This is a genomic window from Novosphingobium endophyticum (genome assembly GCF_014640675.1).
Taxonomy (GTDB): Bacteria; Pseudomonadota; Alphaproteobacteria; order Sphingomonadales; family Sphingomonadaceae; genus Novosphingobium; species Novosphingobium endophyticum.
On record NZ_BMHK01000007.1, the window covers coordinates 146,753 to 160,240 of the forward strand.

Annotated in this window: 14 protein-coding genes; 5 read left to right on the forward strand and 9 right to left on the reverse strand. The window is 65.2% G+C overall.

Annotation, left to right across the window (positions count from 1 at the left end):
* Positions 1-39: 39 nt before the first annotated feature.
* Positions 40-1,128 carry an NAD(P)/FAD-dependent oxidoreductase gene (locus tag IEX32_RS07460; protein WP_188770038.1) on the forward strand — a complete coding sequence of 363 codons (1,089 nt, stop codon included), beginning with the start codon at positions 40-42 and terminating at the stop codon, positions 1,126-1,128.
* A gap of 95 nt (positions 1,129-1,223) precedes the next feature.
* On the opposite strand, the gene rnhA is transcribed toward IEX32_RS07460, so the two are convergent.
* From rnhA to ispH, 3 genes are read right to left on the reverse strand one after another with little or no spacing between them, the layout of a single operon-like run.
* Positions 1,224-1,661 carry a ribonuclease HI gene (gene rnhA / locus IEX32_RS07465; RefSeq protein WP_188770041.1) on the reverse strand — a complete coding sequence of 146 codons (438 nt, stop codon included), beginning with the start codon at positions 1,659-1,661 and terminating at the stop codon, positions 1,224-1,226.
* Positions 1,658-2,638 carry a homoserine kinase gene (gene thrB, locus IEX32_RS07470; RefSeq protein WP_188770043.1) on the reverse strand — a complete coding sequence of 327 codons (981 nt, stop codon included), beginning with the start codon at positions 2,636-2,638 and terminating at the stop codon, positions 1,658-1,660. The genes rnhA and thrB overlap by 4 nt, the downstream gene beginning before the upstream one ends.
* 10 nt (positions 2,639-2,648) lie before the next feature.
* Positions 2,649-3,611, reverse strand: coding sequence for a 4-hydroxy-3-methylbut-2-enyl diphosphate reductase (gene ispH, locus IEX32_RS07475; protein WP_188770044.1), 963 nt, complete (start codon positions 3,609-3,611; stop codon positions 2,649-2,651).
* Positions 3,612-3,678: 67 nt separating this feature from the next.
* Here ispH and IEX32_RS07480 point away from each other — a divergent pair, with 67 nt between their 5' ends.
* On the forward strand, positions 3,679-4,341 hold the full coding sequence (locus IEX32_RS07480) for a hypothetical protein (protein ID WP_188770046.1): 663 nt from the start codon (positions 3,679-3,681) through the stop codon (positions 4,339-4,341).
* Positions 4,342-4,370: 29 nt separating this feature from the next.
* Here the strand turns inward: IEX32_RS07480 and IEX32_RS07485 are convergent, their stop codons facing one another.
* The 6 genes from IEX32_RS07485 to IEX32_RS07510 form a co-directional block, all read right to left on the reverse strand.
* Positions 4,371-5,144 carry a lysophospholipid acyltransferase family protein gene (locus IEX32_RS07485; RefSeq protein ID WP_188770048.1) on the reverse strand — a complete coding sequence of 258 codons (774 nt, stop codon included), beginning with the start codon at positions 5,142-5,144 and terminating at the stop codon, positions 4,371-4,373.
* Positions 5,128-5,565 carry a Fur family transcriptional regulator gene (locus IEX32_RS07490; RefSeq protein WP_188770050.1) on the reverse strand — a complete coding sequence of 146 codons (438 nt, stop codon included), beginning with the start codon at positions 5,563-5,565 and terminating at the stop codon, positions 5,128-5,130. Before IEX32_RS07490 ends, IEX32_RS07485 begins: the two co-directional genes overlap by 17 nt.
* Positions 5,566-5,642: 77 nt before the next feature.
* On the reverse strand, positions 5,643-6,086 hold the full coding sequence (locus tag IEX32_RS07495; RefSeq protein WP_188770051.1) for a Ros/MucR family transcriptional regulator: 444 nt from the start codon (positions 6,084-6,086) through the stop codon (positions 5,643-5,645).
* A gap of 157 nt (positions 6,087-6,243) precedes the next feature.
* Entirely contained in the window at positions 6,244-6,705 is a 462-nt protein-coding gene (locus IEX32_RS07500; RefSeq protein WP_188770052.1) for a GNAT family N-acetyltransferase, read from the reverse strand.
* Positions 6,702-7,328 (reverse strand): tRNA (adenosine(37)-N6)-threonylcarbamoyltransferase complex dimerization subunit type 1 TsaB, encoded by a 627-nt coding sequence (gene tsaB, locus IEX32_RS07505; RefSeq protein WP_373285426.1) that lies wholly within the window; start codon positions 7,326-7,328, stop codon positions 6,702-6,704. The genes IEX32_RS07500 and tsaB overlap by 4 nt, the downstream gene beginning before the upstream one ends.
* Positions 7,329-7,357: 29 nt before the next feature.
* The gene (locus IEX32_RS07510) at positions 7,358-7,936 is read right to left on the reverse strand and encodes a NifU family protein (RefSeq protein WP_188770056.1); all 579 of its coding nucleotides are present in this window, start codon (positions 7,934-7,936) and stop codon (positions 7,358-7,360) included.
* Between the two features lie 104 nt (positions 7,937-8,040).
* On the opposite strand from IEX32_RS07510, the gene IEX32_RS07515 reads away from it, so the two are divergent.
* The 3 genes from IEX32_RS07515 to IEX32_RS07525 all read left to right on the forward strand — a co-directional run bounded on the left by IEX32_RS07515 (position 8,041) and on the right by IEX32_RS07525 (position 13,485).
* Positions 8,041-10,953: a M16 family metallopeptidase gene (locus tag IEX32_RS07515; protein ID WP_188770059.1), complete on the forward strand. Its 2,913-nt coding sequence runs from the start codon at positions 8,041-8,043 to the stop codon at positions 10,951-10,953.
* A 229-nt stretch (positions 10,954-11,182) separates the two neighbouring features.
* The gene (locus IEX32_RS07520) at positions 11,183-12,556 is read left to right on the forward strand and encodes a class II 3-deoxy-7-phosphoheptulonate synthase (protein WP_188770061.1); all 1,374 of its coding nucleotides are present in this window, start codon (positions 11,183-11,185) and stop codon (positions 12,554-12,556) included.
* A 179-nt stretch (positions 12,557-12,735) separates the two neighbouring features.
* Positions 12,736-13,485 (forward strand): SDR family NAD(P)-dependent oxidoreductase, encoded by a 750-nt coding sequence (locus tag IEX32_RS07525; RefSeq protein WP_188770063.1) that lies wholly within the window; start codon positions 12,736-12,738, stop codon positions 13,483-13,485.
* The last annotated feature ends 3 nt before the right edge of the window (positions 13,486-13,488 follow it).

A 13,488-nucleotide genomic window follows, 5' to 3' on the forward strand; every position in this document is an offset into this window, starting at 1 on the left:
GGTTCCACGGGCCTTCGTGATGCTCTAGGGGCTGCCGGCATGGTTGCGCGTTACGATATAGCCATTGTGGGTGCCGGCATGGCCGGAGCTTCGCTGGCGGCCGCGATCGGCGATCGGGCGCGCGTGCTCATACTCGAAGGCGAGGCGCAGCCCGGATACCACGCGACGGGCCGTTCCGCCGCATTCTGGGTCGAGAGTTACGGCGGGCCGGGCGTGCAGCCGCTGACGGCGGCTTCGGGACCGGTCCTGCGCGAACTTGGCCTGCTCGTGCGGCGCGGGGCCTTGACCCTCGGCAGCGCAGGGCAGGAAGGGGACGTGGAAGCTTTTGCCGAAACCTATCGCGCCGTCGGCGTTGATGTGCAGCTTCTGGATCGCGCTGCTCTCGACGCGCGCGTCCCGCACTTGCGCGAGCACTGGACGTGCGGCGCGCTGGAGCCGGACACTTGCGACATCGACGTTGCGGGCCTTCACCAGCACTATCTGGCACGGGTTCGCAAGGGCGGCGCCGAGCTCTGGTGCCGAGCCGGGCTGGCCGCGGCACAGCGGACCGCCGACGGATGGGCCCTGACCCTCTCCGATGGACGAGAGGTATCGGCGACGATCCTGGTCGACGCGGCGGGGGCGTGGGCCGATCCGGTGGCGCGCCTTGCGGGGCAGCGTCCGCTCGGGATCACGCCTTATCGGCGCACGATCGTCCAGCTTGCCGTTTCGCCCGAGGTTCCCGGCGATCTGCCCCTGGTGCTCGACATTTCCGGCAGCTTCTACTTCAAGCCCGAAAGCGGGCGTATCTGGCTGAGCCCGCACGACGAGACCCCGAGCGAGCCCTGCGATGCCGCCCCTGAGGAAATCGACGTCGCGCACGCCATCGACCGCTTCGAGCGGGCCGTCGACTGGCCGGTCGCACGGCTGGAGCACCGCTGGGCGGGTCTGCGCAGCTTCGCGCCCGACCGTCTGCCCGTCTACGGCTTCGCGCCGGACGAGCCCCGCTTCTTCTGGTTCGCGGGGCAGGGCGGCTTCGGCATCCAGACCGCGCCGGCTGCCGCCGAACTCGGCGCGCGCCTGTTGCTGGGCGACGAGGCTGGCCCGGTCGACCCCCGGCCTTTCGCCCCCTCGCGGTTTGCCGTTTAAGGCTCCCGACGGGAAGCGGGGCCGGGAAGTGCTGTCTCGCCGCAACGCAGCTTTCGATCCTGGTCTTGGCGTCAACGAGTACAGGAAGCCGGCGGTTACAGGCCTGCTTCCAGCGCCGCATCGCTGGCAAGCTTGTCGACGCGGTCGTTCTCGATATGGCCGGAGTGGCCGCGCACCCATTCCCAATGGACCTTGTGCCGGGCGGTAGCCTCGATCAGGTCGTGCCAGAGGTCGGCGTTGCGCACCGGCTGCTTGCTGGCATTGATCCAGCCCTTTTTCTTCCAGCCGTGGATCCACTTGGTCATGCCATCGATCACATAGCGGCTGTCGGTATGGATCACGACCTCGCACGGTTCGATCAGGGCGTTCAGACCCTTGATGACCGCCATCATTTCCATGCGGTTGTTGGTCGTTTCGGGATCGCTTCCCGACAATTCCTTTTCGTGCTCACCCATGCGCAGCAGCACGCCCCAGCCGCCGGGGCCGGGATTGCCCTTGCAGGCACCGTCGGTGAAGATATCGACACATTTCATGGCGCGAAGACCTCCGCATTTCCAGGGTCGGCATAGAATTCCAGTCGGCGCGCGAAAGCCATCGGGTCCTTGGGTGTGACCAGCGCATCGTCGGGCGTGTTCATCCAGTCGTAGGCGCGCGTCGCCAGAAAGCGCATCGCGGCACCGCGTGCCAGCAGCGGCATGGCCTCATGCTCCTGGGCAGAGAGCGGCCTTACGCTCTCATACCCCTCCAGCAGCGCCGAGGAGAGTTCGGGCAGGAACCGCGAACCGTCGGTGTTGAAGCACCACGCGGCGTGGGTGACGGCGAAGTCGTATGCGATCACGTCGGTGCAGGCGAAGTAGAAGTCGATCAGGCCCGTGACCTTGTCGCCCAGCATGAGCACGTTGTCGGGGAACAGGTCGGCGTGGATCACGCCGCGCGGCAGGCTTGAGGGCCAGCGCGCGGTCAGCACGGCCAGTTCGTGTTCGACGATCCGCCCAAGCTCGGGATGGATGGATTCGAGTCCTTCGCGTCCGCAGTCGCCCAGAAGCTGCTTCCAGGCGTCGGGGCCCAGCGAATTTTCCCGCGACCCGGGAAAGTCGGCGGCGGCGACGTGGACCTGGGCCAAGGCGCTGCCCACCGCGCGAGCCTGACTTGCGGTCGGCTCGCTCACCGAGACGCCGGGAAGGAACTCGATCAGGGCGAGCGCCTTGCCCTTGTGCAGGCGGTAGCTGGCGCCTTTCCGGTCGTGGATCGTGCGCGGGACCGGGCACTGCCGGGCGGCGAGATGATCGAGCAGCCCCAGGAAGAAGGGAAGATCGCCAACGTCCGTGCGAGTCTCGTACATCGTCAGGATGAAGCGGCCGGCGTGCCCGCCCGGTCCTTGCGTCTCGATCATCCAGTTGCTGTTGGAGACGCCTTCCGCGATGCCCTTTGCCGAAACCAGTGTGCCGACGTCGAAGGCCTCGATGATCGCGGCCATCTCTTCCGCGCCGAGCCGTGTATAGACCGCCAATTCCGCCTCCTCAGCGCACGAGCTGGCGAGGGAGCTTGAAAGTCATGTTTTCCTGTTCGGTCACGACTTCCTCGCTTGCGACGTCACGCAGTTCCCTGATCCGGGCGATGACTTCATTGACGAGCTCCTCGGGAGCCGAGGCGCCGGCGGTGAGGCCGACCGTTTCCACGTCCTCGAGCCAGGCCGGATCGATGTCAGTCGCGCGCTGGATGAGCTCGGCCCTTGCGCCCGCGCGCTCGGCGACTTCGACAAGGCGCAGCGAATTGGAACTGTTGGGAGCGCCGATCACCATCATCAACTGGCATAGCGGGGCCACCTGCTTCACAGCGGTCTGGCGGTTCGAGGTGGCATAGCAGATGTCCTCCGCCTTCGGGCCGGCGATCTGCGGATAGCGCGCCTTGATCGCGGCAATGATCTGGGCGGTATCGTCCACGGAAAGCGTCGTCTGCGAAAGGTATGCCAGTTCCTCGTCGGGCCCGAAACGCAGGGATGCGACGTCCTCGACCGTCTCCACGAGCGTCATGTTGCCTTCCGGGACCTGCCCGAAAGTGCCGATCACTTCAGGGTGCCCGGCATGGCCTATGAACAGGATGTGCCGCCCGGCCTCGATCTGCCGTTCCGCCTGGCGGTGGACCTTGCTGACGAGCGGGCATGTGGCGTCGAGCCATTCGAGACCGCGCTCGCTCGCCTTGGCGGGAACCGCCTTGGGCACGCCGTGGGCGCTGAAGATCACGGGCACGCCATCGGGCACGGCGTCCAGTTCCTCGACGAATACCGCGCCTTTGGCCTTGAGGCTGTCCACGACGAACTTATTGTGGACGATCTCATGGCGCACGTAGACGGGGGCTCCGTAGATATCGAGCGCGCGTTCGACGATCTCGATGGCACGGTCGACTCCGGCGCAGAATCCGCGCGGTGCGGCGATCAGGAGGCGCAATGGCAGCATCTTCTCGGACGGAAAGGGGGTGTTCATGTTGCCGCCTCTAGCGCTTTGCCGCTCGCATCGCTAGGGCAAGCGCATGCCACTCGAGGAAGCCAAGATGAATGCACGCCGACTGACCGCCACCGTTCTTTGCTCCGCCGCCGCGCTGACAGCGCTCAGTGGCTGCAAGTCGAAAGGTGATATCGTCGTCGATTCCGGTGTCGGCATCACGGCGGTGCGCAGCCGTTGCCCGGCTGTGGGCATTCCCAACTACACGGGCGACGTGACGCTGTTCCGCAACGCCAGTGATCGCAGCGCTGCCGGCATCGACGTGGTCGCCGCCATGACCAACGTGCGCACCCAGTGCAACGAGGACGCCGGCGACAAGGTCTTCGCCAATGTCGAGTTCGACGTGCTTGCCACCCGCAGCGACACGAGTGGTGCGCGTCAGGTGACGCTGCCGTATTTCGTGACCGTGCTGCAGGGCGGCACTTCTGTTGTTTCCAAACGCGTGGGCAACGTCACGCTCGCTTTCGCCGACGGTCAGGCGCGGGCGCAGGCCCACGGCACGGGGACGGCCTATATCGACCGTGCCGCCGCCACGCTGCCGGAGGAGGTTCGCGACCGCATTACCCGCAAGCGCAAGGCCGGCGATACCGATGCCGCACTCGATCCGCTTGCCGACCCGCAAGTGAAGGCCGCGGTTGCGCGTGCCACATTCGAAGTGCTTGTCGGTTTTCAGCTCGACGAGAAGCAACTGTCCTACAACGCCACGCGCTGAGTCGTTCCCTTTCTTGAGAGGCGGCACGTTCATCCGCGCTGCATCGCGGCTTCGATCTGCTCGCGGGCGGTGCGGGCCATTGCCTTGCGGTCGGCGCGGTCCGCGCCTTCGAGCGGGGCAAGGAAGTGGATGGTTAGCGGGATCGGCCGCCAGCGCGCGAGGATGCGCAGGGCATTGGCAAGGCCCGGTTCGTCGTTGACCCACGCGATATCGCCCACGTGGCGGCCATAGTCGAGCCAGATCGGTTGCACCGGAACGTGCTCCGCATCGGCGTCGATTGCCGAGAGCAGCGAGGACTTGAACGGCAGGAGCCGGGTGCCAGTCGCAGTGGTGCCTTCGGGGAAGATGGCGAGCGCTCCCGTCTCGCACAGGGCTTCTCGCACCTGTTCGACCTGCCTGGCGACGCTGCGGCGATCATGGCGGGCAACGAACACGGTATCGTTGAGCCGGCATAGCCATCGCAGCGGCCCGATCGACGCCAGCCCGTCGTGGGCCACGAAAGCACAGCCGGTCAACCCGGCAATCGCGGGAATGTCCAGCCAACTGACGTGGTTTGCGAGGAAGAACGTGCGCGGCGCCGGCTGCGGTCCGCTCGATCGCACGCGCAGTCCGGCCACAGTGCCGACAAGGCGCAGGAAAAGGCGCGGGACGGGCTTTGCCGACGTGAAAGGCGCGACGGCGTAATGCAGCGGGACGCAGATCACCACCAAGGCCAGGAGCGCGGCGATGCGCGCGGCAACCAACGGCCAGCCCCAGATCGCGATGTGCGAGGCCGGGGTTGATCGCTTACTTGCGGTTTTCACCGTCCTCCCGTTCCAGCTTGACGCCGAAAAGTTCCATACGATGGTCGACGAGGCGGAAACCCAGTCGCTCCGCGATCTGGCGCTGGAGCGCCTCGAGTTCGGGGTCGACGAATTCGACCACGGTGCCCGTCTCGACATCGATCATGTGATCGTGATGTGCTTCGGGTGCCGCTTCATAGCGGGCGCGGCCGTCGCCGAAATCGTGACGGTCAAGAATTCCGGCCTCCTCGAACAGGCGCACGGTGCGATAGACCGTGGCGATCGAGATGCCCGGATCAATTGCCGTCGCGCGCTCATGGAGCTTCTCGACATCGGGATGATCGGTGCTTTCGGAAAGCACTTTGGCAATGACGCGACGCTGCTCGGTGATCCGCAGACCACGTTCGTGACAAAGGGCTTCGATGTCGATCGGTTGATGCACGTTTGACCTGTAAAAATGAAGAAGGCGCGCCGGCCATGTTAGGCCGGTGCGCCTGCAATCACAACCCGTTCGTCCGATCAGGCGGCAGCCTTGGGCTTGCGGCCGCGACGTGCGTTGGGTTTGCGGCCGAGGCCGATCTTCTTGGCCAGTTCGCGGCGCTTTTCGGCATAGTTGGGTGCGACCATCGGATAGTCCGCGGGCAGGTTCCAGCGCGCACGATATTCATCCGGAGTCATATTGTAGTGAGTCATGAGGTGGCGCTTCAGCATCTTCAGCTTTTTGCCGTCCTCAAGGCAGACAATGTAATCGGGTTTTACCGAGGCGCGAACCGATACGGCGGGCTCGGGTTTTTCTTCCTCGACGGCCGCGGCACTGCCAAGTCCGGCAAGAGCGCCGTAGACGTTGGTTATCAGCGTCGGCAGATCCTCGACGGACACGCTGTTGTTGCTGACGTGCGCAGCAACGATGTCAGACGTCAGTGTTATCAGCGTCTCATTGGTATCGGTTTGAATATTTTCCATTTTCTGCCTCTTTTGCGACCGTCATAACGAGGGGGCGGCGCTTATTCGCCTGCCGGCGCGATTCACTGAACCATGTGTATCGAGAATACAAGTTTATTGTGCTCTTTGCACGGAATTTATTAAAGAAGTGTAGTCGGCGCTTTCAAGTACCGTTCCATCATCGGGTTATGTCGCAGGCGAATGTAATGGCATCAATGCGCTGGCCGTCAGAAGTTCGATAATATTCCGCGCGCTCACCTATGACTTGAAATCCGAAGTCTCTGTAGAGCGATTCCGCTGGGTTTCCTTTTCGCATTTCCAGTAAAAGGCGTTTCGCTCCTCTCGCACTCGCTGTCATTTTGAGAGTATTCAGCAAGGATCTACCGAGTCCCCTGTTCCTGTACTCGGGCATGACCGCAAGGAGGAGGAGTTCTTCTTCTTCGAAACCCGTGCGAGACAAAGAAAAACCTGCGGTAAATTCGTCGCCCACCGGCTGCTCGCCGTTCGGAGAGGCAAGGAAATAGTGGGTGTTTCCGAATCTTAGCGCGTCTTCAACTTGGCGGCGGTTCCAGGCTTCGCCCCAAAATGGGTCAAATCCGGCGGACATGACCGCCATGATCCGATCGACGTCGTCGTTCATGTCGTGCGTGTCGGCAGCTTCGCGTCCGGTGCGCGGCCATAGAGAGGGCGGTCGTCTTCCAGGAGCGCCCCCGCCGGAAGGAGCGGAAAGGCTCGGGCATCCGGCATCACGTCAATGGTCCGGCCGGTGCCGCGGGCATGGACCAGACTCCGGGCCTGACTGCCGGCGACAAGCGCCTCGGCGGTGACGGCAGTGGCTTGCTCCGGCGGCAGGGAGGCAAGCGCGCGTGTCGTGGCGCCCTGGGCGTCGAAGCCTTCGACGAACCATTCCCCGTGTCCGCCGGTCACGGCCACGCCGACCGGCTGTGCGCCCGCTTCGCCGCGCGCCATCGCCGCGATCATCGCGAGAGTGGAATAGCCGCAGGTCTTCGCTCCCCAGGCCAGCGCAAGGGCGCGGGCCGCCGCCAGGCCGACCCGGACGCCGGTGAAACTCCCCGGCCCCAGAGCGACCGCGATACGCGTCGCCCGGCCGCGCCCGGGAAGCGCCGAAATCATGGGTACGAGCGCTTCGGCGTGGCCGCGCCCGAGCACGCGGAACTCGCCGGCGACAAGTTTCCCGTTCTCGAACAGCGCGACCGAACAGGCTTCCGAGGCGCTGTCGATAACGAGTGTGCGCTGGCTGATCACCGCTCTATCCGCGCCGCCGCCGCGCGTCAGGCAGCCCGGACTTCGGTGACTTCGGGCACGTAGTGCTTGAGCAGGCTCTCGATCCCCTGCTTCAGCGTCGCCGTCGAGGAAGGGCAGCCCGAGCATGCGCCCTGCATCGCCAGGTAGACCACGCCCTCGCGATAGCCGCGGTAGATGATGTCGCCGCCGTCGTTGGCCACCGCCGGGCGTACGCGCGTCTCGATCAGGTCCTTGATCTGCGCGACGATGTCGGCATCGGCGGGATCATCGTCGAAATTACTCCCGTCTTCGCCCGGAACCGCAATGCCGCTGGCGTCGCCGCCGACGAAGAGGGGCGCATCGGAGACGAAATGGTCGAGCAGGATCGAGACGACCTGCGGTTTGAGGGCGGGCCATTCGGCGCCGGGGGCTGCCGTCACCGATACGAAATCCTGTCCGAAGAACACGCCGGTCACGTCGCCGAGGTCGAACAGCGCTTCGGCCAGCGGAGACGCGCTAGCGTCCTCGGGCGAGGTGAAGTCGCGTGTGCCGGCGCTCATGACCTGCCGTCCGGGCAGGAACTTGAGCGTGGCGGGATTGGGCGTGGTTTCGGTTTCGATGAACATGGTCCCCTCGATTTAGGACAAGTGGGCGGCCGGTCAAGTGCAGGGCGCGGTGTATTGCCGCTATTCACTGGTCCTTAAGGCGCGCGGAGCCTATAGCTTGGGGGATGACTATCATTCCGCGCGCCGCTCGCTCGCTCGCCTGCCTGTTGCTTCTCGTCCAGGTTCCGGCCCAGCCTGTCCTGGCGCAGGGCGCCTCGCAACATACTCAAGCGGCTGAAGTTCCGTGGCTGTACCGGAACAGCGATGTGCCGCCCGATCCGGCGTGGCACTTCGGCGAGTTGTCCAACGGGCTGCGCTACGCGGTGCGCAGGAATGGCGTCCCGCCGGGGCAGGTCTCGATCCGCATCCGTGTCGATGCCGGCTCGCTTTACGAAAAGGATTCGGAGCGCGGCTACGCCCATCTTCTGGAGCACATGCTGTTCCGCCAGTCGAAATACATCCCCGAAGGGGCGGCGATAGCCGCGTTCCAGCGCCTCGGCGCTACGTTCGGCAGCGATACCAATGCGGTGACGTCGACCACACAGACGGTGTTCAAGCTTGACCTGCCCAATGCCGCGCCGACCTCGCTCGACGAGACATTCAAGCTGATGTCCGGCATGGTGACCGCGCCGACCCTTTCGGCTTCCAACCTCAAGGCGGACCTGCCGATAGTGATGGCCGAAATGCGCGAGCGCGGCGGCGCCGCGAAGCGCGTGCAGAAAGCGATGCAGGAAGTCTTCTACGCCGGTCAGCCGCTCGCCGAGCGTGAGCCGATCGGCACGGTCGAAAGCCTGACCTCGGCCACGCCCAAATCGGTGCGCGCGTTTTACGAACGCTGGTACCGTCCCGATAATGTCGTGGTGATCGTTGCCGGTGATGCCGAACCCGCGATGCTCGAATCCTATGTGAAAAAATGGTTCGACGGCTGGAAGGCGAGCGGCGCGCGCGCACCCGCGCCCAGCTTTGGCGATCCCGTCGCTCCCCAGGGCGTCGATCCGAAGAACCCCGTGGGAGAGACGCGGGTTCTCGTCGAACCGGACCTTCCGCCCTCGCTGATGTACGCGGTGCTGCGCCCGTGGCGTCAGGTCGACGATACGATCGTCTACAATCAGGGGCTGATGACCGACGCGATCGCGCAGGCAATCATCAACCGCCGCTTGGAAACCAAGGCGCGTGCGGGCGGCAGCTTCCTTTCAGCCTCGGTCAATCAGGACGATGTCTCGCGCTCGGCCGATGCGACATTCGTTTCGGTGACGCCGCTCGGCGATGACTGGGAAGCCGCCCTGCGCGACGTGCGCGCGGTGATCGCCGATGCCGTCAGCCGTCCGCCGACGCAGGAAGAGATCGATCGGGAAGTGGCCGAACTCGACGTCGCCTTCCAGGTGCCGGTCGAACAGGAGCGGATCCTGCCGGGATCGAAGCTGGCCGACGATCTGGTCAACGCCCTCGACATCCGCGAAACCGTTGCCGCGCCCCAGGATGTGCTGCGCATCTTCCGTGAGTCCAGGCCGCTGTTCACGCCTGAAGCCGTGCTCAGGCACACGCGTCAGCTCTTTACCGGGACGGTAACCCGCGCCCTGTTCACTACGCAGAGTGCCGGGAAGGCCAGCGATTCCGAGCTGCGGCAGGCGCTGCTCGATCCGGTCAAGCCTGACGAGAGCGCGCGCATGGCGATCAATGCCCCGCCGGTCTCGTTCGACAAGCTGCCGGCCATCGGCAAGCCTGCGAACCCCGAAACGGAAGCGCCGACCGGCCTGCTCGGTATCGACGAACTGACTTTTGCCAATGGCGTCAAGGTCCTGCTCTGGCCGGTCCAGGAAGAACCGGGGCGCGTCATGGTCAAGGTGCGCTTCGGCGGCGGCTATCGTTCGATCGATCCCAAGGATGCCCCGTACATCACGCTGGGCGAATATGCGCTTGTTGGTTCGGGCGTCGCGACGCTGGGGCAGGACGACCTCGACCGCATTGCCACCGGCCGCAAGCTGGGCTTCGATTTCGAGGTGCAGGATGCTTCTTTCCAGTTCTCGGCCGAGACCCGGCCGGCGGACCTTGCCGACCAGCTCTACCTTTTCGCCGCGAAGCTCGACATGCCGCGCTGGGACCAGAGTCCGTTCCTGCGGGGCAAGGCCGCGGCGAAGATCCAGTACGACACTTTCGCAACTTCGCCGCAGGGCGTGCTCAATCGTGACCTGCAGTTCTACCAGCGCGGAGAGGACCAGCGCTTCGCAACGCCCACGCCCGCCAGAATTGAAACCACCACTGCGGAGGGCTTCAAGAAGGTCTGGAGCAAGGCGCTGGGCGAGGGGCCTGTCGAAGTCCAGATATTCGGTGACTTCGACAAGGCAGCGGCGATCGCCGCGCTGGAAAAGACCTTTGGCGCGCTCAAGCCCCGGGAACCGGCCGTTTCGACTGCCGATGCCGGCAGGATCAGCGTGCCGCCCCCGTCGGACAAGCCGATCGTGCTGCACCATCATGGCGATCCGGATCAGGCGGCCGCCGTCATTTCCTGGCCGACCGGCGGCGGGTCCATGGGCATCCGTGAATCGCGCCAGCTCGAAATCCTGACGCAGCTCTTCACCAACCGGCTGCTCGATGCCGTGCGTGAGAAGCTGGGCGTCAGCTATGCGCCTTATGTCTATTCATCCTGGCCGGTCGATCTGCAGGCGGGCGGGTCGATCACGGCGATGGCGCAGCTCGATCCCAGGTCGGTCACGGTATTCTTCCAGACCGCCGACGAGATCGCGCAGGACCTCATCGACCACCCGCCCACGGCGGAGGAACTTGCGCTGGTGACCGAACCGCTTCGCCAGCAGGTGACGCGCGCCGCCTCGAGCACGGCTTTCTTCATGAGCCAGCTCGAAGGAGCAACAGGAGAGCCTTCGCGTTTCGGAACCATTCGCACGGTACTGTACGACTACACCGAAACGACGCCGGCAAAGATGCAGGCGCTGGCTGCTCGCTATCTCGGGAAGAACAGTTCCTGGCGGCTGGAGGTCATGCCGGAAGGCAAGGCGTCGGGAACGGTGGCGAGCCGTTGAGGATGGGCCGGCAGACAGACCGGCAGGAGCAAGGCAATCGGCCTTCCAGCGGCCCCGGGGAAGAGCGTGGGATGATGTGGGCGCGATTGCCGCGCCGGTTCCCACGCAACCGATCACACTGATCGGTCAAACCGGCTTTGCAATAATTGCTCGCGGCGGCTATGGCGCGGCCCTTGCATATATATGAGCGCGCGCCCGGAGGAGGGCGGCGGCATCAGGAGTACTTGAAGTGGCTAGCAACTGGACCCCGGACGGCTGGAAGGCGCAGGAAGCGCGCCACCTTCCGGAATATGGCGATGCGGAGAAGCTGGGCGAGGTAGAGGCCACGCTCGCGAAGTTCCCGCCGCTGGTCTTTGCCGGCGAGGCGCGCGAGTTGAAGAAGGACCTTGCCGAAGTGGCCGAGGGACGGGGTTTCCTGCTCCAGGGCGGTGACTGCGCCGAGAGCTTCGCCGAGTTCCACCCGGACAACATCCGCGACACGTTCCGCGTGCTGCTGCAGATGGCGGTCGTGCTGACGTTCGCCAGCAAGCAGCCGGTGGTGAAGGTGGGCCGCATGGCCGGCCAGTTCGCCAAGCCGCGCTCGGCGGCAACGGAGAAGTCCGGCGATCTGGAACTGCCGAGCTACTTCGGCGACATCATCAACGGCATCGAGTTCGAGCCCGAGACGCGCCGCAACGATCCGGAACGCATGCTGCGCGCCTATGGCCAGTCGGCCGCGACGCTCAACCTGCTGCGCGCCTTCGCCACCGGCGGCTATGCCAACCTGCGCCAGGTTCACCAGTGGACGCTCGATCACATCGACCGCAGCCCCTGGGGCGAGAAGTTCTCGCTGATGGCCGACCGCATCGGCGAGGCGCTGGACTTCATGGCCGCCTGCGGCGTCGATCCGACGACCGTGCCGCAGCTTCAGGGCACCAGCTTCTACACCAGCCACGAGGCGCTGCTGCTTCCTTACGAGGAGGCACTGACCCGCCGCGATTCGCTGACCGGCGACTGGTATGATTGCTCGGCCCACATGCTCTGGATCGGTGACCGCACGCGCTTCGAGGGCTCGGCCCACGTCGAATTCCTGCGCGGTGTCGGCAACCCGATCGGCATGAAGTGCGGACCCAGCCTTGAGCCCGAAGCGCTGCTGCGCATGCTCGACACGCTCAATCCGGGGCGCGAACCGGGCCGCATGACGCTCATCAGCCGCTTCGGCCATGACAAGGTCGAGGACGGCCTGCCCAAGCTGGTCCGCGCCGTGAAGCGCGAGGGACATCCGGTGGTCTGGTCTTGCGATCCGATGCACGGCAATGTCATCAAAACCGAGACCGGCTTCAAGACGCGGCCGTTCGACCGCATCCTTGCCGAAGTGCGCGGCTTCTTCGCCGTTCACCGCGCCGAAGGGACGCACGCGGGCGGCATCCATATCGAAATGACCGGCCAGGATGTGACCGAATGCACCGGCGGCGCCATCGCCATCACCGACGAGGCGCTGGCGGATCGCTATCACACGCACTGCGATCCGCGTCTCAACGGTGCGCAGTCGATCGAACTCGCCTTCGAAATGGCCGACCTGCTCAATCTCGAAGCAGCGGCGCGACACAAGCAGGCAGCCTGAAGCTCACTTTCGGCGTAAGATACGAAGGGCGCGGGGAGGCATCTTCTCCCGCGCCCTTTCGTTTGCAGATTTCCCATCAATCACCGAGGCGATGCGCGGGGGCTATGTGATCCCGGAGCAGACGAGGCACTGTGACGGCGCGTGCGGTGAAGCGCGCGAGACTGCGTAGGAGAAAGGGTTTGAGCGGAGCATTCGATCTGACGGGGCGCGTGGCGCTCGTGACCGGCGGGGCCAGCGGCATCGGCGCGGGAATCTGCGAAGTCCTCACTGAGGCCGGCGCCCGCGTCGTCATCGCCGACCGCGACGAGACGGGGGCGAGGGCGCGGATCGAGGAGGGGGCAGCGGCCGATTTCGTGACCGTCGATCTTGCCGAAGAGGCTTCGATCGTCGCGGCCTGCGCCGAAGTGGTCGAACGTCATGGCGCGCCATGGCTGCTCGTCAACAATGCGGGGTTGCAGCATCGGGAGATGCTTGTCGATGGCACTTCGCGGCATTGGGATCGCATCAATGCGATCAACGCACGCGCGCCGTTCTTAACGATACGCGAGATTGCCCGCGCGATGATAGAGAAGGGTGAAGGGGGCCGCATCGTCAATTGCGCGTCCTCGGGCCTGGTGGGCCAGTTCGTTCAGGGGCTGGCGGCCTATATGGCTTCCAAGGGCGCCTTGGCGGCCCTGACGACGAGCGCGGCCTTCGAACTTGCCGGGCACGGGATCACCGTGAACACGGTGCTGCCCGGCGGTGTCGGCACGCCAGGTTCCATGGCCGCCGAGGGGCCGCCGCCGGTCGGTCCGGGCAACCGCATGCCGCCGCTGGGGCGCTGCACGCCGCGCGACATCGCCTCGGCCGTGCTCTACTTCGCCACGCCCATGGCGCGGCTGGTGACCAATCAGGTCCTTGCCGTCGACGGCGGGTTCACGGTGAGCTGATCC